Genomic DNA, 19,547 nt, shown 5'->3' on the forward strand with positions numbered 1-19,547 from the left:
ATTTATATGACAAAAAACGCAATAGCTTGGATAAGGGAAGACTTTAGAATCGAACATAATCCTGCTCTCTCATATGCCACACAAAATCATGAAAATGTTATTGCTTTATTTATTTATAACAAAGCCGATTTTGATCACAAAAGAGAAGCACAAAAGTGGTGGTTGTTTAAATCTTTAGAAATATTTAAATCTGAATTATCTAAATACAAAATAAATCTACAAATATTAGCAGGAGATGAATTAGATATATTTTCTAAAATTAAAAAAAAAGATGATGTTTCAATATATTGGAATAAAATTTATGAACCTGATGTAATTGCAAAAGGAAAAAAAATTAGAGATGTTTTCTTAAAAAATGAGGTTGAATTTAAATATTTTAAAGGAAATATTTTAAATGAATTTCAAGAAGTTACTAAAAATGATGGAACGCCCTTTAAAGTATTCACCCCTTTCTGGAGAAATGCTGAGCAAAAATATTTAGGTTTACCACCAAGTAAAAATTATATTGTAAAGAAAAAAACGAAAGTAATATCTTTCTTCAAAAATTGTGTTGAGCCAAAAAGTATTTTACCAAAAAAAAATTGGTATAAGAAATTTGAGAATTATTGGAAAGTATCGGAAAATGATTCTAAAAAAGTTCTAAGCAATTTAATTAATGACAAGATTAAAGAGTACGGTTCGGCTAGAGATTTTCCTTCTATAGAGGGCACATCAAAGTTATCTCCTTATATAAAGCATGGACAAATACATGTAAGCACGATTTGGAAAAAATGTAACGAAATTAAATCTAAAGGTATTGGTTATAGAAAATATATCAACGAACTAGGTTGGCGTGAGTTCTCTCATAGTTTGATTAATTATTTTCCTGAGTTTTTAAAAGGAAATTACAGAAAAGAATTTGATAAATTTCCTTGGGTAAAAAACGAAAAATTTTTGAAAGCATGGAAATCGGGGATGACTGGTTATCCGATTGTTGATGCTGGAATGAGAGAGTTATATGAAACGGGTTGGATGCATAACAGAATAAGAATGGTAGTTGGTTCTTTTCTAGTAAAACATTTAAGAATTAATTGGACCGAAGGTGAAAAACATTTTAGAAATTGTTTACTTGATTTTAATAAAGCCAATAATGTAGCTCAGTGGCAATGGGTTGCAGGTTGTGGAGCAGATGCAGCTCCATACTTCAGAATTTTTAATCCTATTCTTCAAGGTGAAAAATTTGACAAAGAGGGAAAATATGTAAAAAAATGGATACCAGAATTAAGCAAAGTTCCTCAAAAATTTATTCACAAACCTTGGGAAATGGAGATGAAATATCAACAAGCAATAAATACTATTATAGGAAAAGATTATCCAAAACCGATAGTGATACATGAAGAAGCAAGAGCTTCTGCACTTAAAGCTTTTCAAAGTTTAAAAAAAAATTAAACTTCTCCTAAAAAATGATGAATGATGGTTCTTGTTTGTGGGTTTAATCTGTGCTCAAATAAATAAATACCCTGCCAAGTTCCAAGTAATAATTCTCCATTTTCAACACTAAGAGAAATTTGATTATTAGTTAAGCTGGATTTTATATGCGCAGGCATATCGTCTTCACCTTCAGTTGTATGAATATATAATTTGTTGTCCATTGGAGCTATTTTATTAAAATAGTTGATTAAGTCAGTTTGGACATCAGGGTCTGCATTTTCTTGAATTATTAAAGAGGCACTAGTGTGCTGAATACTTAAATTAAGTATACCATTTTTAAATTTATTTTTTTTGATCCAATTAATTGTTTCATCAGTGAATTCGTATAATTTTTGTCCATTGGTATTCATTTTAAAATTATTGAATTTTTGTATCATAAATTAAAGTTTGAGGATGTTAGTTCATAAAGACGGCTAATTGTACGATTAAATGGTTCTTTCAATGATTTAGATGACGTCATTTCATCTAGATTTTGTTCAGCGGTGACAGCAATTGGTATTTTCTTGTCATAAACTATATCAATTAAGGTTATGAAACGCTGTTGTTGATTAGAGTTTATGTCATCAAACTTTGGTATTTTATCAATAACCATAAATTTAGATACTTTAGCTATTTCAAGGTAATCCTCAGCTCCCAAGTTTTTGTCACATAACTCATCAAATGTTAATCTTACAACTCCTTCATAGAATTCTTTAATTTGAAATTCTCTCCCTTTAATATCAATACTCAGATTAGTTTTTTTTTTATCCTTTGAAATAATTCTAAAGAATTTATTCATTTTAAAATTACTTTCTTGGTTTAGTGGGAAGAAATATCTATCGTTTTGATTTTCTTTTGATTTTCTGTAATCATCTTCAATTATAAGCTCATGTTCGATAGTCTTTTTTTTCATGATCTCAATGAAAGGTTTGAACTGATCTCGTTGGAGACCATCCTTATATAAATCAGAAATTTTAATATTAGAGGTGACAATTATTTTTATATTCTCACTAAATATTTTATCAAATAATTTACCTAGTATCATAGCATCTACTATATTAGTAACTTGAAACTCATCAAAATAAATTAACAAAGCTTTTGATTTTAAGTCTTTAACAAATAAATTAATAATATTTTCGTCTCCCTTATTCTTATTTTCATGGACAAAATCATGAAAATTTAACATAAACTCATTAAAGTGAAGTCTTAGTTTTTTTTTAGAAATAAGATCATAAAAAAAATCTAATATCATTGTTTTTCCGACACCAACACCCCCTTGAAGATAAAAACCTTTTTTATAATTTTCTTTTTTAAAAATATTGAAAATAGAAAAATGAAAATTTTTATTATAAAAATCTTGTAGTAATTTAATTGTCGTAATTTGATTTTGATTAATTTCTAAATTTTTTGAATTACAAAACGATCTAAATTTTTCCTCTAGATTTTTGGACATCAATTTTTTTTTGATTTAAAATCAATACCATATTCTGATCTTGGACCTTTCCTTAAACCAAATGGACCGGAAATAAAAATTGTCATAGGTTTAGTTCCGGGCTCCAAATCAACTCTGTGATGTGCATTAGCGGATCTAAATCCAATATAGCCAGGTTTTCTCCAAAATTTTCCTTCTTTAGTTGTTTCCCAATAACCGCCTCTTATCACAATCGTAATATATGGGAAAAGATGATTGTGTACTCCTTCACCGTGATCATCAGCTAACATTTCATGAATAAGTATATTAAACGGAAACCATTTTGGTCTATGTCTGAAGATTAGATAATATCTATTCATCCAAGGTTTCGCTAAATCAAATCTTGGATGTGAGGGTCCTCTATCTAGAACAACTTTTTTTCTACCTAGCTTGTCTAATAATTTTAAAAACATTAATTAAGTTTTATAATTGCGTTGTCTTTAACTAAATACAAATTTTTATCCATTATAAATGGTCGTGATATTTTATCATTATCAACTTTTAAAGTTGAATTTGTTTTTCCTGATTTAATATCAATAACTAACAATCTTCCAATGTTTGTTGAAAGATAAATATTTTTTGTACCAACAATAAATCCTGTAGGAAAAATTTCATTTCTTTTTTTTGGATTAAAATTTTGGAATACATCGGTAACTTTAATAATATTTCCAGTGATTTTATCGATTAATATCAAATAACCCTCTAAAGAAACTGATATTAAAAAATTTTCAATTAAAGTAGGTTTAATGTTTGAATTTACAGTGGTCTCCCAATTAAAACTTCCAGATTTAATATCAATAGAAAAAAATTGATTTTTATTGTTTGAAAAAAATAAGTTATTTTCATCTGCAATTATATCTGATGTTTCGAGGGAAAAAGCTGACTCAAGAATTGCGTTACTTTGAGTAGGTAACTGCCAGAGTAATCTGCCATTATTTGAGTCAACTGCACTTATATCACCGAGAGAATTATTAAAGTAAATTACTCCTTCAATAATAACCATTGATAATTTTTTTTGAGATCTAATTAATGATGTCTCTGTTTGAAAATTCCATAACTCTTTTCCATTTTTTAGAGAAAAGCATCTTAGAGTGTTTGTAAAATCAATTACAAAAAACCGATCTTTGTATATCTTTATTTGTGAGTTGAATGGTGCTGAATTTTTTTTAGACCAAATTATATCCCCAGTATCTAAATTTAATTTATAAAATTTTGTTAGATTATCAGCAACTATTAAAAATTGATTATTATTTGCAAATTGTAAAATTGGGTCTAATTTTTTTTCTGATTTTGTATAATAATTTTTTTTCCAAACTAATCTAGAATTTTTATCAAATTGTAAAATTGTACCTTTATCATCAAAAAAAATTATATTCTCTCTGTGAAAAGATATGACTGGTTCAAATTGATAAAAATTTTCAATTTTTGAAAACTTATATTTAGATAATTTTTTAAGTGAACCATCAAAGTTTACCCTGCCATCATTATTTGTAAGTTTTTTTGATAATTTAGACTTTTTTGGATTTGTGCTAAAATTTAAATTTATATTAGTATTTAATTCTTGACTTAAGGCTTCTGGATTATCAAAAATTTTTTCAAACTTTTTTTCTTCTATTTCTTTAATTATTTCTTTAGTCCAAAATTTAGAATTTTTATTAAATGAACAACTAAAACAAAAAATTATTATTAAAAATAAATTAAAAATTTTAATCACTTAAATCTCTATTGAGTCTTTTTTGAGACTCCAGTTTAATTTCATTATTTGCGTTTTCTAAATTTATGATTTGATTAAAGAACTCTTTTGATTTTTGCATCTCGTTTTTAGAATAAAAATATTCTGCCATTAAATATAGTGCATGAGATTTCCAAACACTTTCTGATTTTATTACTGGATTTAAAATACTCAATAAATCATTTTCGTTACTGTCATTTGCATTATAAAGCGCTTTTTTATAAATATTTAAATTTTTTATCTCTTTATCCAATGTGGTTTCTTCAATAATAACATCAAATAATTCGTTGATTTTGTTTTTTTCGCTAATTAATTTATTATCTATTATGAAATATAAAGATAATGGTGAATATGTTGAATTTTTTTCATTAATTATTTGTATTAAATCTTTAGCTGTTTGTTCCTTATTATTTTCGGAATAATTTATAGTTATTGTATTAAAAGAGTCTGAAATCTTAATTTTTTTTCTATCCTGATATTCGCCAAAAACAAAATAACATATTAAAAGTATAACGATAAAACATAAGCCCGAAATTATTTTTTTTTTGTTATGAATAAAAAAATTTTTTATTTTTTCATTTCTTGTGTTTGCATTTATTATTGATATATCCTCGTCCATATCTAAATCATATTTCTTAAAACATATTGGAGTATTCCACCATTTTTATAGTATTCCAATTCATTTTTGGTATCAATTCTGCATAGCGTATCTATTATTTTTACATCACCTGATGCATATTTAATCTCAACTTTTACTTTATCAGATGGATTAATTCCCTTTTCAATATCTACCACACTAATTAATTCAGAACCTAAAAAATTCAGATTTTTTCTATTCATATTTTCTGTAAATTGTAATGGCAATATTCCCATCCCAATTAAATTTGATCTGTGTATTCTCTCAAAACTCTCTGCAATTACAACCTTAACTCCAAGTAATTTAGTGCCTTTTGCAGCCCAATCACGAGAGGAGCCTGTACCATATTCTTTACCACCAATTACAACTAAATCGGTTCCTCTTTTTTTGTACTCTACTACCGCATCATAAACCGACATAACTTTTTCCTCAGGATATAATTTTGTGAAACCTCCCTCAGTTCCAGGAGCCATTTCATTTTTAATTCTTATATTTGCAAATGTGCCTCTCATCATAACTTCGTGATTTCCACGTCTTGAGCCATATGAATTATAGTCCTTTGGAAGAATTTGATAATTCATAAAATACTCTCCCGTTGGGCTATCTTTTTGAATATTGCCAGCAGGAGAAATATGATCTGTAGTAACCATATCTCCCAATATCAATAGTGGCCTAGCATTTTTAATCTCTTTAAAACCTTCTGGGTCGTCGCTAAGATTTTCAAAAAAAGGGGGTTTTTTTACGTAAGTAGAATTTTCATCCCAATTATAAATACTACTCTTCTCTGTTTTGATTTCCTGCCATTGTTTTGGTCCCTCGGAAACATTTGAATATCTTTTAACAAACATATCTGCATTAAGAGAAATCTTCAATGTGTCCTCTATTTCTTTATTTGAAGGCCAGATATCTTTTAAAAAAATATCTTTACCATTTTTGCCTTCTCCAAATGAGTCATTGATTAAATCAAATTCCATATGACCAGCAAGAGCATAAGCTATAACAAGCGGTGGAGATGCTAGATAATTTGCTTTAATGTGAGGTGAAATTCTTCCTTCAAAGTTTCTATTACCTGATAAAACAGAGACTGCATATAAATTTTCTTTTTGAATGGCATCAACAATATTTTCTGCTAACGGACCTGAATTCCCGATACAAGTTGTACATCCATAACCAACCAAATTGAATCCTAATTGGTCTAAATACGTATTTAGACCTGCCTTTTCTAAATAATCAGTTACAACTTTAGACCCAGGAGCTAAAGATGTTTTAACCCATGGTTTAACATTCAATCCTAATTCAACAGCTTTTTTTGCAAGTAGTCCAGCTCCAATAAGAACGTTTGGATTAGAAGTGTTAGTACATGATGTAATTGCTGCAATAAGTATTGAACCATCTTTTATTTCATAATCCGTATCTTTTACCTTAGAAATTTTATAACCATTTTTATCTGTAGCTTCTTTAAAAACTTTTTTAAAATTACTTGATGCGTCAGTTAAAAGAACTTTGTCTTGTGGTCTTTTAGGGCCTGAAATTGTTGGAACTACAGTAGACATATCTAAAGAAATTTTATCAGTAAATTCAATTTCATCACTTGCCCACAAACCTTGTTCCTTCGCATACTTTTCAACAATCGCGACTGTTTCTTTATCTCTTCCAGAAAATTCTAAATATTTTAAAGTTTCTTCATCTATTGGAAAGAATCCGCATGTAGCTCCATACTCAGGTGCCATATTAGCAATCGTTGCTCTGTCTGCTAAAGTTAAATTTTTTAATCCATCACCGTAGAATTCAACAAATTTCCCAACTACTCCTTTATCTCTAAGCATTTTAACAACCGTTAAAACTAAGTCTGTTGCAGTTGTGCCCTCTGGCATTTTTTTTGTTACTTCAAATCCAATGACTTCAGGAATTAACATTGAAATAGGTTGTCCCAACATGCCCGCCTCAGCTTCAATTCCGCCAACACCCCATCCTAAAACTGATAAACCATTAACCATGGTTGTATGACTGTCTGTTCCAACAAGAGTATCAGGGAATAAATATTTTTCTCCTTTGTATTCTTCTGACCAAACTACTTTTGATAAATACTCTAAATTAACCTGGTGACAGATACCAGTTCCTGGAGGAACAATTCTAAAATTGTTAAAAGCGCTTTGACCCCATTTTAAAAAGGAATATCTTTCGCCATTTCTTTTAAATTCGATATCTACATTCTTTTCAAATGAGTCTTTTTGGGCTGATTGATCAACTTGAACAGAGTGATCAATAACTAAATCGACTGCAGATAGTGGGTTGATTGTATTTGGATCTTTATTTTTTTCTTTTACAGCTTCTCTCATAGCAGCTAAATCGGCTACTGCTGGTATCCCTGTATAATCTTGGAGTAAAACTCTGGCTGGTCTGTAAGCTATTTCAGTTTTTGATTTTTTTGTATCAAGCCAGTTTTTTACTGCTTCTATTTGTTTTTTATTAACTGATATTTCGTCCTCATACCTAAGTAAATTTTCTAATAAAACTTTTAATGACTTTGGTAATTTTGAAACACCTTCTAAACCGTTTAATTCAGCTTTTTTTAATGAATAATATTTATAATTTTTACCGTTAACCTCTAGGTCAGATAATGATTTGTAAGAATTTTTATTTCCTGGTTTCATATCTTATATATAAAATGTAATTATGCTCAAAAGAAGAAGCACTGACATAACATAATTAAAGTATTTAATAAATTTCTCATTTGTCGCAAATTTTCTAAGATATTTACCAACAAATGTCCAAAAGGTAATGCTTGATAAAGATACTATAAAGGCAAATAAAACAACTTGAGTCGCATAATTAAGATAATTTTCTCCATATTCAACATATGTTGAAACAATAATAATTCCAATCAAAACACCTTTTGGGTTCAAAAATTGAAAAATAAAAGTATCTAAAAAAGAAATTGGATTTTCGTTTTTACTCTCGTTAGAGGATTTTGAGAAACTAATTTTATAAGCTAGGTATATTAAAAATAAACTTCCCAGATATTTCAAAATAGTTTGAATAATTGGAAATAATTTAAAAACATTAACTAAACCAATAGTCAAAGCAAATACCACTGAAGTAAACCCAAATGTAACTCCAAAAATGTGAGGGATTGTTTTTCTTATTCCAAAATTAAAACCAGAATAAGATGCGACCACGTTATTTGGCCCTGGTGTATAAGCAGCTACAATCCAAAATAGTGCCATAGATAAAAATTCAGGATGCATACTTATGCTATAGGTAAACCATTCTCTGCTTTTTGTGAGGGATGTACTAATGTTACCTTTCCTTGAGAGTCTATCGAGCCTAAAAGTAAAAATTGAGATTTTACACCTGCAATATTTTTTTCTGGAAAATTACAAATACCAATCACTTGTTTACCAACTAAATTTTCTTCATTGTAAAAATGAGTAATTTGAGCAGAAGATGTTTTAACACCTATTTCTTTTCCAAAATCGACTTCAACAACTAAAGATGGTTTTCTAGCTTTTTCATTTTTTTTGACTGAAAGTACTGTCCCAAGTCTAATGTCTATTTTCTCAAATATGTCGTAAGTAATTTGTTCTTTCATAAATGAGATATTTATATTAATTATTACTAATGAGTACAGAAGTAAATTTAGATAAATTATACGAAAATTCTATTAAGATTTTATCTGATTTAATTGGATTTAAAACTATTTCTGGAGAGGATAACAATGATTTAATTAATTATTGTGAGAAATATCTAAATGATTTAGGTGCAACTTCATTTAAAACATATGATGATGAAAAAAAAAGAGTAAATCTTTTTGCAACAATAAAAGCAAAAAAATCAAATGGGGTTAAACCAATAATCTTATCTGGTCATACTGATACAGTCCCTGTTTCAAAGAGTTGGAGTACAGACCCTTTCAAAGCAACAATTAAAGAAGATAAACTTTATGGAAGAGGTTCCTGTGATATGAAGGGATTTATTGCATGTACTTTGGCGTTTGCTCCAGTTTTTTCTAAAGTTGATTTAAATAGAGATATTCATTTTTCTTTTACATTTGATGAGGAAACAGCATGCTTGGGTGCTCCAATATTAATTAAAGAACTTAAAAAAAGAAATATTCAAGATGGAATTTGTATTGTGGGTGAACCTACAAAAATGAAAATCATAGATGCGCATAAAGGTTGTTATGAATATACAACTTATTTTGAGGGATTAGCTGGACATAGCTCGATGCCCCACAAAGGTGTTAGTGCCGTTGAATTCGCATCAAAATACGCAAATAAGTTAATCGAGCTTAGGGAAGAATTAAAAAAAAGAGCTCCAAAGGACTCGATTTTTGATCCTCCTTTTTCAACATTACAAGTTGGAGGAATATTTGGAGGTATAGCTCACAATGTAATAGCTGACAAATGTCGGGTTGAATGGGAGACAAGACCAGTCATCAAAGAAGATGGTGTCTTTCTAAATCAAAAAATAGATGAATATGCAAATGAAGTTTTATTACCAGAGATGAGAAAAGTTTTTCCTAATTCAAAGATAACTAAGGAAATAATAGGTGAAGTCACAGGTTTTGATCGTATAGATAATTCAGAAGCATGTGAATTAGTCTCAAGTTTGACCGGTGATAATTCTAGAGAAGTTGTATCCTTTGGAACTGAAGCTGGATTGTTTCAAGAAATTGGTATCAGCACAGTTGTTTGCGGTCCAGGCTCTATTGAACAAGCTCACAAAGTTGATGAGTTCATTGAACTTAATGAACTTAAAAAATGTTTAAAATTTCTTGAAGGAATTAAGAAAAAATCTACTCTTAATTAACTCCATCCACCTACAGATTTAACCTCTAGAAACTCTTCTAGACCATGTTCACCAGCTTCTCTACCAATCCCCGAATGTTTAAATCCACCAAAAGGCGCATCAACAGCAATACCAGCACCATTAACATCAACCATTCCCGATCTAAGTTTTCTAGCAACTCTCTTTACTTTTTCTTTATCTTTGGTTTGAATGTAGTTTGTTAATCCGTAGGGAGTATCGTTTGCAATTTCAATAGCTTCTTCCTCTGTTTCAAAAGGCATTACAGATAAAACTGGACCAAATATTTCTGTTCTTGCTATTTCCATTTTGTTATTAACATCAGCAAATACAGTAGGCTTTACAAAATAACCTTTTTCTAATCCATTTGGTTTGCCTGGGCCTCCAGCTACTAATTTAGCTCCTTCATCAATACCCTTCTTAATTAAAGTTTGTATCTTGTTGTATTGAGTTTCAGAAATCACTGGGCCTATATGCTCTCCCTCTTTTTTTGGATCACCAACCTCAAAGTTTTCTGTATACTTCTTTAATCTTTCCACAGCATCATTATACATTGATTTTTCAACTAGCATTCTTGTGGGTGCATTACATGACTGGCCTGAGTTTCTAAAACATCTCAAAGCACCTCTCTCTATTGCATCTGGATCAGCATCTTTAAATATTATATTTGCACCTTTGCCTCCAAGTTCTAAACTTACTCTTTTAAAATCTTTCGCAGCATTTTGGGAAATTAATGCACCTGCTCTAGTTGATCCAGTAAATGAAATCATATTAACATCAGGATGACTTGTTAATGCATCGCCAGTTGTTGCTCCATCACCATTAACTAAATTAAACACGCCTGCTGGAATTTTAGTCTCATCAATAAGCTCAGCTAATATCATTGATGATAACGGAGCTAGTTCAGATGGTTTTAAAACCATAGTGCAGCCAGATGCTATTGCAGGCATTACTTTTAAACAAACCTGATTCATTGGCCAATTCCACGGTGTGATTAATGCACATACGCCTTTTGGTTCATAAATAAGTCTTTGGTTAGGCGCATGTTCTCCTAATGGTTTTTCAAATTCAAAATTTTTTAAATATCTTATAAATGATTTTAAATGTGCAGCACCTGTGCCAGCTTGAAGTTTTGTTGCAAAATCTTTTGGTGCTCCCATCTCTATTGTAATCGCATTTGCGATGTCAGCCCATCTTTTCTTATAATTTTCGTAAAGTTTTTCTAATAATTTTATTCTCTCCTCTTTTGCTGAAAACGCCCACGAACTGTAAGCTTTTTTGGCAGCATTCACGGCATCGTTTACATCATCTTTGTTGCCTAGTGTTATAACTGCACAATTTTCTTCTGTTGCAGGATCAATTACTTTGATTTCTTCTTTGCTTTTTGGTGTTACCCATTTGCCATTAATATAAAAATTTTTTTTATTTTCCATTGGAGACTCCTATCCTTTCTTTACTTTTTTGCAAATAGATTTGTTAACTCATAAACTATAGTAGCAGCTGCAAGTGATGTCACCTCAGCATGATCATAAGCAGGTGATACCTCGACAACATCTGCAGAGATTAAATTCATACCAGACAAGCCTCTAATAACATTAACCATTTCTCTAGTGGTCATGCCGGCTATTTCTGGTGTACCAGTGCCAGGTGCAAAAGCAGGATCTAAAACGTCAATATCAATTGATAAATATAATGGATTATCTCCTACTCTTTTTTTTATTCTTTCAGCAATTTTATCAGTACCCTCAGTTTGAAACTCATCACAATGAATTATCTTAAATCCAAAACTTTCATCGTTTTTAAGATCTTCTCTGCTATACAATGGACCTCTAATACCAACATGCATTGAGGCATCATCCATGAATAAATTTTCTTCACGTGCTCTTCTAAAAGGTGTTCCATGAGTATAAGGCGCACCAAAATAAGTATCCCAAGTATCAAGATGAGCATCAAAATGAACTAAAGCAACAGGACCATTATTAATTTTATTTACTGCTTTTAATAAAGGAAACGCAATTGTATGATCTCCACCTAAACTAATTATACCGCCAGTTTTTTTAAGAAGATCCAAGGCTCCTTCCTCAATTTGCTTAATTGCTTCATCTATATTAAATGGATTACAAGTAATATCACCTGCATCAGCAACTTGTTGAACTTTAAAGGGCTCAACATCATAATTTGGATGATAATTTGTTCTTAAATGTCTTGAAGCTTGTCTAATACTTTGAGGACCAAATCTTGCCCCAGGTCTGTAACTTGTACCTGCATCAAATGGTATCCCCACAATTGCAACATCACAGTACTCAACATCTCTTAATTCTGGTAGTCTAGCGAAAGTTGATGGGCCAGCAAATCTTGGAACCTTGGTACCACTTACTGGTTGAATAGGTTCTTTGCTTCTTTTTTTTTTCATCACAAAAACTCTATCACATTCTAACAAATTGGAATATCTTCAATAATACTAATTATGAAATTATTAAAGCTCATTTTATTGTATTTATTTTTAATTACTCCAACCCAAGCAGATACAATTTACGAATTAATTAAAATTCCAAACCTGGAGATTTATAATCTTAAAACTGAAAACAAATTAAGATACTTGAATGCTAAACAAGCATTTACAATAGGTATTGATAATAATATCAATTGTTTTAAATCATCAAAGCAAGACCTAGATAAGAAATATAAGATTATTGAAAAAAATCTTAATAGATATTCTCAAAACTTTTTAAAAAAAATAAATTTAAAATACATTGTTATGTGTGAAGACTTATCGATCTCAGGTATCAATACTGCTGGGATACCTGATAATGTAATGAAAACTTTAATTGTAGATATAAAATTTAACGATAAATATTTTGAAAGAGTGTTACATCACGAAGTGTTCCACATAATTAATGATAGTTTCAAAGATATATTTAACCAAAAAATTTGGTCTAGTTTTAATCCTAAAGAGTTCAATTATGCAGAATGTTCTACGTGTACTAAAAAAATAGGATTAGAAACATATTCTAAAACAGCTGGATTTATTACTGAATACTCACAATCTACCGCATCTGAGGATATGGCTGAGGTATTTTCTCATTTAATGTATGGAAATTTACCTGCAACGGTTGATCCTATTCTTCAAAAAAAGATTGAATTCATCAAAAAAGGACTCCTAAAAATAGATGAAAATTTTATTTTATGATTGAAAAGATAAAAGCTTCAAAATCTGAAAAAATAATATTTATATTTGTTGTAATTTTAGGTTTATTTTCAATTACCTCTTTTGTTTTGTTAAAAGATAAATGTTTATTTGTTAAGAGTTATGACCCAAATAAAATTAATTTTGAAAGTCCAAATAACATAGCAATTCTAAACGTTGAGTGTGGAAATGTAATTATAGAATTATATCCAGAAATATCTCCAAATGGAGTAGAGAGATTTAAAACATTGATTAAATCTAATGCCTATGATGATGTAGCATTTCATAGGGTCATTAAAGATAAACTTGTACAAGCTGGTGATGTAGAATTTGGAAAAAAAGGAAACATTGATTATGGAAAAATTGGAACTGGAAAATCTGGTTTAGGTACAATCAAATCTGAAGTTGATAAGGATTTTAACTACACCAAAGGAAGTGTGGGATTAGCTCGATCTTTAAAATATGATACTGAGGACAGCCAATTTTTTATAATTCTTCAGGATGAACCTTTGTATGAAGGAGAATACACACCCATAGGAAAAGTAATATTTGGCTTAGAAGCTTTAGAAAAAATTAAACACTTAGATAAATCTGAATATGTTTTAAGGCCTGACTTTATAAATACTCTTAGATTATTTAATTAACTAAAGGTTTACCAGTAGCAAGAGTATGTTTAATTCTATCTTGAGTTTTTTTAGTTTCGATTAATCTCATAAAAGCATCAAGTTCTAATTTAAACAAATCATCTTCTGTAAGAGTTTTATCTTTAGTAGTTTCACCACCACTTAATACATGAGCTAATTCTTTTGCTACAGTCAAACCATGATCCAATATAACTTTATCATTGTAAAGTTTTTCTAAAATTTTGTTCATATCATCAATAACTGCTTTACCGGGTAAATTAAATTTAAGCTCATTTGGTGCTTTAAAGTCCTTGTTTTCATTTAAGATTTTTTTCGATACCTCAAGCAAACTATTTCTATTCATAATTCTTTTATTTTCAGGTAATAAGTATTTCAAAGGCTCTGCCTCAACTGGAGACGTAGCTGTTCTACCATAGCCAATTATATCAAATACTTTTAAAGGTGCATATTTTGGATCCTTCTTAGCCTCTTCAGTATTTAACCATCTAGCTAGCATTTCCTTACATCCACCTCCAGCTGGAATTAATCCAACAATAGTTTCTACTAATCCGATTACAATATTTGTATGCGAGGCTACGAAATTACTTTGTACTAAAACTTCAAAACCTCCACCCAAAGTTAAACCTGATGGAGCAGATATTACCGGGTATTTAGAATACTTTAGATGTTTGCAAGTTTCTTGAAAATATTTAATAAATTTTTCTATCGATTTAAAATCATTTTTATTTGCAAATTCCATTGTATAAGTCAGGTTAACACCAGCAGAAAATTGCATACTTTCATTAATTATTATTAAAGGCTTATCAGTTGCTTTCTTAAGAGCATCCATTGAGTCATAATCGAGCGCATTAGCTTTAGTCGTAAACTCAACAATATTAAAATCATTAAATCTATAAATTGAAGCTGAACTGTTACCATCAACACTTGAGGCAGTTTTTTTAATCTTACCTAAAGTTTCAATCGATGTATATTTTTGCCTTTCACCATAAAAATTTTCATCTTTAGAATTAGATAGGTTTTCTAAAAAATTATTACCTTTATATTCATCAACTTTATCAAAGAAATTTTTAACACCAATTTCTTCTAACATCTCAAAAGGTCCTTTCGCCCAATTAAATCCAAGTCTCATAGCTTCGTCTATGTCATTAAATTCTTTGGTAATCCCCGGAACTAGTGAAGAAGCATACTTTATTATCTTGGATAGTACAGACCAAGCATAGTCTCCGTACTTATCTTTTCTGTTAATTAGAGCCTTTAAATCTACTTTATCAGACTTAATATCTATTTTTTGACTTGTTGAATAATCTCCAGTTTCAAGATTAATTGCTTCCATAATTTTTCCACTTTCAGTCTTCTTCATTCTGTAGAAGCCGCCTTTGCCTTTTCTCCCCGTATATCCGGTTTCAATCAATTTTTTTACTAAAGGAATTTCTTTAGCAACCTCGTGGAACTCATCAGATTTTGGAAGTTCTTTGATAAAACTTTTTAAAACATCTGCCATTAAATCTATTCCAATCAAATCATATAATCCAAAAACTCCTGTTTTAGGTATACCCATAGGTCTTCCAAAGATTGCATCTGCTTCCTCAACAGAAAGTTTCATCTTGAATGCTTCAGTCATTGCAATTTGCATTGCATACACACCTACTCTATTTCCTAGGAAACCAGGGGTATCATTACAAACGATTGCTCCTTTACCTAACTCAACTTCACAAAATTCTTTTAATTGATTGATTTTATTTAGATCATTGTCTTCATTCTTAACTATTTCTAAAAGACCCATGTATCGTACAGGATTAAAAAAATGAGTGATGCAAAAATCTTTTTTTTGATCTTTATTTAAATTTTGAGATAAAACTTTGATTGGGATTGAAGAAGTATTTGAGGAAACTATTGCTCCATCTTTCCTGCTTTCAAAAATTTTATCATAAATTTGATGTTTAATATCAATTCTCTCAACTACTGCCTCGACAATCCAATCAGCATTTTTAACCACATCAAAATCATCAGATATATTTCCAACTTTAATATTATCAATTTTGGTTTTATCAATTAATAAAGGTGGTCTTGATTTGTGAATTCGTTCTCTAGCATTTTGACTTATTTCAGTTTTTAAATCTAAAAGTGTGACAGGGATATTAGCATTACACAAGTGAGCGGCTATACCGCTACCCATTGTACCTGATCCAATAACTACTACATTCTTAATTTTCATTTGATTATTTTACTATCGATTAATCCCTCTAAGCCTCTCTGATCGTCTTCTTAAAAGCTCAGCGGTTACTAGTATTAATGTTGATAGTATAATTAAACAAGTCGCAACTGCTAGAATTGTTGGACTTAATTGTTCTCTTAAACCTGTCCACATTTGTATCGGAATCGTTGTATTTTCTAATCCTGCTAAAAATAAAACAACAACAACTTCATCAAATGAAGTCACAAAAGCAAATAATCCACCTGAAATAACTCCTGGTAATATTAGTGGCAACGTAATTTTCATAAAAGTATTTACTGGATCACTACCCAAACTTGCAGCAGCTCTAGTTACACTGTGATCAAAACCTGAAAGTGTAGCGGTAACTGTGATAACAACAAATGGTGTTCCTAAAATTATATGGGCAAGAACAATACCTGTATGAGTTGCTGCTAAACCAGCCTTTGCCATAAAGAAAAATATTGCAACACCTGAAATAATTAAAGGTACGATCATAGGAGAAATTAAAACAGCCATTATCAAACCTTTGTAAGGCATGTGCCTACTACTCAAACCTAAGGCAGCAACTGTTCCTAGTATTACTGAACCTATTGTTGCAAAAATTGCGATAATAAAACTATTCTTAGCAGCTAATCCCCAAGGATTTTTAGTCCCGTAAATCATATCTTTATACCATCTCAAAGAAAAAGCATCTGGATCAAGCCTTTTCATCCCATCAGAGAAACTTAAAAATTCCTCTGCATTAAAAGACAATGGAAAGATTACAAATAAAGGGGCAATTAGAAAAAAGAAAACAGCGGCACAAATTGTTAGATAAATATAATGCCAAATTCTATAATGTGGTTCAGTATATTTTGGTAATGCCATCCTAATTATCCTAGTTTAATGTTATCAATTCCAACTATTTTGTTATAAAGCCAATAAATCACCAATACTCCACTCAGCAGCATTAGTCCCATTGCAGATGCAAAACTCCAGTCAAGGGTACTTTTCATATGAAAGGCGATCTGGTTACTGATTAAAGTCCCAGATGCACCACCAACTAAGGCTGGTGTAATATAATAACCTATCGCTAAAATGAACACTAATAAGCAACCTGCTCCTATTCCAGGGATCGTCAGTGGGAAATAAACTTTCCAAAATGCTACAAACGGTGTACCGCCTAACGATTTTCCAGCTCTCATTAAGCTTGGTGAGATAGTTTTCATTACACTGTATAGCGGAAGCACCATAAATGGCAGCAGAATTTGTGTCATCGCAACATAACTTCCTGTCTTGTTGTACATCATCTCAGGCCTATTATCGTCAGCTACTAGTCCTATTCCAACAAAGAAATCATTTACGATACCTTGTTGTTGTAACAAAATCATCCAGCTGGCAGTTCTTACAAGTAATGAAGTCCAGAACGGCAACAGTACGCAGATCATTAATAAATTACTATATTTCATTGGCAGAGTAGCTAACAAATGAGCTATTGGATAAGCCATCAAAAAACAAAAGACCGTCACAAAGAATGCAATCTCCAGAGTTCTTAACCATAATACTCTGTGAATTCTCCTATCTTCTTCAACGCTTACTATTTTCCCTTCCTCATTTACATACATATCCATTCCTTTTAAATATTTTTGACCTGTAAATTCAGGGGCTCTTCTTTGGATTGCTCTCCAGTACTCAACATCAGCCCATCTTTTGTGTACTGCCATTATTTGTTCTTTATAGTTTCCCTCTTCAAATTTTTTAGATGCTCTTCTTAATTTTTTAATAATACTTTTAAATCCATTTTTAGTGTAATTTAATTGAGTAGATAGTTTACCTTCTCGTTTATCTTCAACTAGTTTTATAAAGTCCTCATGAAATGCTGCAAAAACTTCCTCATCTGGCAACTCTTGACCATCCCAGTTTTCCATTGCTTTAAATGTTTTGGGTAACATTTGTGTTACCATTTTATCATCAACACTTCTGAACAACATGTCACCTATTGGAAAAACATAAGTGATAATTAAAAAAAATAATAAAGGAGCAACGAGCAAGAAAGCTTTGATCTTATTCTTTTTTTCCGCTTTTTTTAGACTAACCTCTAAGGGTATTCCGTCTGTAGTTAAGATTTGTTTTGTTTCTGAGCTCATAAATAAAAAGGGCGGTTATAAATAACCGCCCTTAAATTATAATATATAATTTAGTTCTTTAAAACTTAAATTATAGACCAGCTTTCATAGCTTCCCATTTTTCACCAAGCTCTGTTCCGTTATCAGCCCAGAAAATTGGATCTACTAGGAAGTAGTTTTTAGTGTTAGCCGGTGCAGTTGGCATTTGTGGTACCATGTTAGTCTTACCATCTTTATACCAAGGCTCACCTTTTTCCATAATACCAATTGAAGATTTTCTCCAAGGAGCATATGCAATGTATTTAGCACTTCCTGCTAACATTTCAGAACTAGTCATCATAGCTAAAGCTTTTTTAGCCATACCATTAGCATCGTTTGGTCCACCTTTAACTTGTACGAAATACTCGTAATCAAGACCTTGGCCATCCCAAACTTGTTTGATTGGTGCACCTTCTCCAATTTCAGCATTGAAGAATCTACCATTCCAACCAGTAGCCATTACTACTTCACCTGATACTAACAGTTCTGGTGGTTGAGCACCTGCAGACCAAAATACACATCCACCTTTTGGATCTGTACATAATTTTTTGATCTTATTCATTGCTCTTTCAACACCTTTTTCTGTTTCTAAAGCTTTGTAGATTTTTGCTCCGCCTTTACCTGGCTTGATACCATCTGCAGCCAAAGCGATCTCTAAATTAGTTAAAGCGCTTTTGTAGATAGCTCTTTTTCCAGGGAATTTCTTTGTGTTAAAGAAATCTTTGATAGTCTTTGGAGTACCTTTAACGTTTTCAGTGTTATAAGCGTAGTTCCAAGAATATAAAATATTTCCTACAGCACATTTACTTGGCATTGCAGTAAAGAAATCTTTACTTGCTGGAGTTCCATCTGGAGCTGGTGGGAAGTCTTTGTCAAAATCAAATTCAACAAATAATCCTTCATCACATCCAGTGATAGTATCCATTGCGAACACGTCCATTATATCCCACGTGATCTTTCCAGCTTCTTTTTGTGCTTTGATTTCTGATAAACCACCTGAATAATCAACCCAAGCAATGTTAATGCCTAGTTTTTTAGCAGTAGGATCACCATAACCTAACTTTTGAGACTCAGTATAAGCCCCACCCCAAGACACTGCAGTTACTGTTGTTGCAAATGCTGAAGTAGTTAGTGAAAGTACAAAAGAAATAGCTAGTAATATTTTACTTAGTTTTTTCATTTTTCCTCCGTTTAAACGTTTAAAAAACTAATTAAAACAACTTCAGGGAAGAGAGTCAACAACCCTTTTTATCTACTTA

The 19,547-nt window shown here is 30.7% G+C and carries 18 protein-coding genes; 4 read left to right on the top strand and 14 right to left on the bottom strand.

Going from position 1 to position 19,547, the window contains the following annotated elements; genetic code table 11:
• The first annotated feature begins 6 nt into the window (after nt 1–6).
• Nucleotides 7–1,428 (top strand): cryptochrome/photolyase family protein, encoded by a 1,422-nt coding sequence (locus ACTT9C_RS05800; RefSeq protein WP_440923551.1) that lies wholly within the window; start codon nt 7–9, stop codon nt 1,426–1,428.
• Here the strand turns inward: ACTT9C_RS05800 and ACTT9C_RS05805 are convergent.
• Genes ACTT9C_RS05805 through ACTT9C_RS05840 form a run of 8 tightly spaced genes read right to left on the bottom strand, consistent with a single transcriptional unit; the run spans nt 1,425 to nt 8,881 of the window.
• Complete coding sequence (locus ACTT9C_RS05805) at nt 1,425–1,847, bottom strand: secondary thiamine-phosphate synthase enzyme YjbQ (RefSeq protein WP_440923552.1); 423 nt, start codon at nt 1,845–1,847, stop codon at nt 1,425–1,427. The two genes, ACTT9C_RS05800 and ACTT9C_RS05805, sit on opposite strands and share 4 nt — an antisense overlap.
• The gene (gene zapE / locus ACTT9C_RS05810) at nt 1,844–2,902 is read right to left on the bottom strand and encodes a cell division protein ZapE (protein WP_440923553.1); all 1,059 of its coding nucleotides are present in this window, start codon (nt 2,900–2,902) and stop codon (nt 1,844–1,846) included. The genes ACTT9C_RS05805 and zapE overlap by 4 nt, the downstream gene beginning before the upstream one ends.
• Nucleotides 2,902–3,333, bottom strand: a complete 432-nt coding sequence (locus ACTT9C_RS05815; protein ID WP_440923554.1) for a hypothetical protein — start codon at nt 3,331–3,333, stop codon at nt 2,902–2,904. Before ACTT9C_RS05815 ends, zapE begins: the two co-directional genes overlap by 1 nt.
• Nucleotides 3,333–4,634 carry a PQQ-binding-like beta-propeller repeat protein gene (locus ACTT9C_RS05820; protein ID WP_440923555.1) on the bottom strand — a complete coding sequence of 434 codons (1,302 nt, stop codon included), beginning with the start codon at nt 4,632–4,634 and terminating at the stop codon, nt 3,333–3,335. Before ACTT9C_RS05820 ends, ACTT9C_RS05815 begins: the two co-directional genes overlap by 1 nt.
• Nucleotides 4,627–5,271, bottom strand: coding sequence for a hypothetical protein (locus ACTT9C_RS05825; RefSeq protein WP_440923556.1), 645 nt, complete (start codon nt 5,269–5,271; stop codon nt 4,627–4,629). Before ACTT9C_RS05825 ends, ACTT9C_RS05820 begins: the two co-directional genes overlap by 8 nt.
• A gap of 2 nt (nt 5,272–5,273) precedes the next feature.
• Entirely contained in the window at nt 5,274–7,943 is a 2,670-nt protein-coding gene (gene acnA, locus ACTT9C_RS05830) for an aconitate hydratase AcnA (protein ID WP_440923557.1), read from the bottom strand.
• 3 nt (nt 7,944–7,946) lie between these two features.
• Nucleotides 7,947–8,537 (bottom strand): LysE family translocator, encoded by a 591-nt coding sequence (locus ACTT9C_RS05835; RefSeq protein WP_440923558.1) that lies wholly within the window; start codon nt 8,535–8,537, stop codon nt 7,947–7,949.
• 2 nt (nt 8,538–8,539) lie between these two features.
• Entirely contained in the window at nt 8,540–8,881 is a 342-nt protein-coding gene (locus ACTT9C_RS05840; protein WP_440923559.1) for a tRNA-binding protein, read from the bottom strand.
• A gap of 29 nt (nt 8,882–8,910) precedes the next feature.
• Here ACTT9C_RS05840 and argE point away from each other — a divergent pair, with 29 nt between their 5' ends.
• The gene (gene argE / locus ACTT9C_RS05845) at nt 8,911–10,101 is read left to right on the top strand and encodes an acetylornithine deacetylase (RefSeq protein ID WP_440923560.1); all 1,191 of its coding nucleotides are present in this window, start codon (nt 8,911–8,913) and stop codon (nt 10,099–10,101) included.
• Here the strand turns inward: argE and ACTT9C_RS05850 are convergent.
• Both ACTT9C_RS05850 and speB read right to left on the bottom strand, forming a co-directional pair.
• Nucleotides 10,098–11,531, bottom strand: coding sequence for an aldehyde dehydrogenase family protein (locus ACTT9C_RS05850; protein WP_440923561.1), 1,434 nt, complete (start codon nt 11,529–11,531; stop codon nt 10,098–10,100). The two genes, argE and ACTT9C_RS05850, sit on opposite strands and share 4 nt — an antisense overlap.
• Before the next feature lie 20 nt (nt 11,532–11,551).
• Complete coding sequence (gene speB / locus ACTT9C_RS05855) at nt 11,552–12,511, bottom strand: agmatinase (RefSeq protein ID WP_440923562.1); 960 nt, start codon at nt 12,509–12,511, stop codon at nt 11,552–11,554.
• 54 nt (nt 12,512–12,565) lie between these two features.
• Between speB and ACTT9C_RS05860 the strand changes: the two genes are divergently transcribed.
• Nucleotides 12,566–13,288, top strand: a complete 723-nt coding sequence (locus ACTT9C_RS05860) for a putative zinc-binding metallopeptidase (protein WP_440923563.1) — start codon at nt 12,566–12,568, stop codon at nt 13,286–13,288.
• The gene (locus ACTT9C_RS05865; protein WP_440923564.1) at nt 13,285–13,929 is read left to right on the top strand and encodes a peptidylprolyl isomerase; all 645 of its coding nucleotides are present in this window, start codon (nt 13,285–13,287) and stop codon (nt 13,927–13,929) included. Before ACTT9C_RS05860 ends, ACTT9C_RS05865 begins: the two co-directional genes overlap by 4 nt.
• Here the strand turns inward: ACTT9C_RS05865 and ACTT9C_RS05870 are convergent.
• From ACTT9C_RS05870 to ACTT9C_RS05885, 4 genes are all read right to left on the bottom strand, one after another.
• Nucleotides 13,922–16,144, bottom strand: a complete 2,223-nt coding sequence (locus ACTT9C_RS05870) for a 3-hydroxyacyl-CoA dehydrogenase NAD-binding domain-containing protein (protein WP_440923565.1) — start codon at nt 16,142–16,144, stop codon at nt 13,922–13,924. The genes ACTT9C_RS05865 and ACTT9C_RS05870 overlap by 8 nt on opposite strands.
• Nucleotides 16,145–16,156: 12 nt before the next feature.
• Nucleotides 16,157–17,011: an ABC transporter permease gene (locus tag ACTT9C_RS05875; protein WP_075535863.1), complete on the bottom strand. Its 855-nt coding sequence runs from the start codon at nt 17,009–17,011 to the stop codon at nt 16,157–16,159.
• Nucleotides 17,012–17,016: 5 nt separating this feature from the next.
• The gene (locus ACTT9C_RS05880; RefSeq protein ID WP_440923566.1) at nt 17,017–18,270 is read right to left on the bottom strand and encodes an ABC transporter permease subunit; all 1,254 of its coding nucleotides are present in this window, start codon (nt 18,268–18,270) and stop codon (nt 17,017–17,019) included.
• Between the two features lie 70 nt (nt 18,271–18,340).
• The gene (locus ACTT9C_RS05885) at nt 18,341–19,468 is read right to left on the bottom strand and encodes an extracellular solute-binding protein (protein WP_440923567.1); all 1,128 of its coding nucleotides are present in this window, start codon (nt 19,466–19,468) and stop codon (nt 18,341–18,343) included.
• Nucleotides 19,469–19,547: the final 79 nt, after the last annotated feature.

It is taken from the genome of Candidatus Pelagibacter sp., from assembly GCF_052049575.1.
Taxonomy (GTDB): domain Bacteria; phylum Pseudomonadota; class Alphaproteobacteria; order Pelagibacterales; family Pelagibacteraceae; genus Pelagibacter.

What these genes read in the sequence shown, in the direction of transcription:
- ACTT9C_RS05800 (WP_440923551.1), top strand. Translation starts at nt 7, where the DNA reads ATGACAAAAAACGCAATAGCTTGGATAAGGGAAGACTTTAGAATCGAA.
- ACTT9C_RS05805 (WP_440923552.1), bottom strand. Translation starts at nt 1,847, where the DNA reads ATGATACAAAAATTCAATAATTTTAAAATGAATACCAATGGACAAAAA.
- zapE (WP_440923553.1), bottom strand. Translation starts at nt 2,902, where the DNA reads ATGTCCAAAAATCTAGAGGAAAAATTTAGATCGTTTTGTAATTCAAAA.
- ACTT9C_RS05815 (WP_440923554.1), bottom strand. Translation starts at nt 3,333, where the DNA reads ATGTTTTTAAAATTATTAGACAAGCTAGGTAGAAAAAAAGTTGTTCTA.
- ACTT9C_RS05825 (WP_440923556.1), bottom strand. Translation starts at nt 5,271, where the DNA reads ATGGACGAGGATATATCAATAATAAATGCAAACACAAGAAATGAAAAA.
- acnA (WP_440923557.1), bottom strand. Translation starts at nt 7,943, where the DNA reads ATGAAACCAGGAAATAAAAATTCTTACAAATCATTATCTGACCTAGAG.
- ACTT9C_RS05835 (WP_440923558.1), bottom strand. Translation starts at nt 8,537, where the DNA reads ATGCATCCTGAATTTTTATCTATGGCACTATTTTGGATTGTAGCTGCT.
- ACTT9C_RS05840 (WP_440923559.1), bottom strand. Translation starts at nt 8,881, where the DNA reads ATGAAAGAACAAATTACTTACGACATATTTGAGAAAATAGACATTAGA.
- argE (WP_440923560.1), top strand. Translation starts at nt 8,911, where the DNA reads ATGAGTACAGAAGTAAATTTAGATAAATTATACGAAAATTCTATTAAG.
- ACTT9C_RS05850 (WP_440923561.1), bottom strand. Translation starts at nt 11,531, where the DNA reads ATGGAAAATAAAAAAAATTTTTATATTAATGGCAAATGGGTAACACCA.
- speB (WP_440923562.1), bottom strand. Translation starts at nt 12,511, where the DNA reads ATGAAAAAAAAAAGAAGCAAAGAACCTATTCAACCAGTAAGTGGTACC.
- ACTT9C_RS05860 (WP_440923563.1), top strand. Translation starts at nt 12,566, where the DNA reads ATGAAATTATTAAAGCTCATTTTATTGTATTTATTTTTAATTACTCCA.
- ACTT9C_RS05865 (WP_440923564.1), top strand. Translation starts at nt 13,285, where the DNA reads ATGATTGAAAAGATAAAAGCTTCAAAATCTGAAAAAATAATATTTATA.
- ACTT9C_RS05870 (WP_440923565.1), bottom strand. Translation starts at nt 16,144, where the DNA reads ATGAAAATTAAGAATGTAGTAGTTATTGGATCAGGTACAATGGGTAGC.
- ACTT9C_RS05875 (WP_075535863.1), bottom strand. Translation starts at nt 17,011, where the DNA reads ATGGCATTACCAAAATATACTGAACCACATTATAGAATTTGGCATTAT.
- ACTT9C_RS05880 (WP_440923566.1), bottom strand. Translation starts at nt 18,270, where the DNA reads ATGAGCTCAGAAACAAAACAAATCTTAACTACAGACGGAATACCCTTA.
- ACTT9C_RS05885 (WP_440923567.1), bottom strand. Translation starts at nt 19,468, where the DNA reads ATGAAAAAACTAAGTAAAATATTACTAGCTATTTCTTTTGTACTTTCA.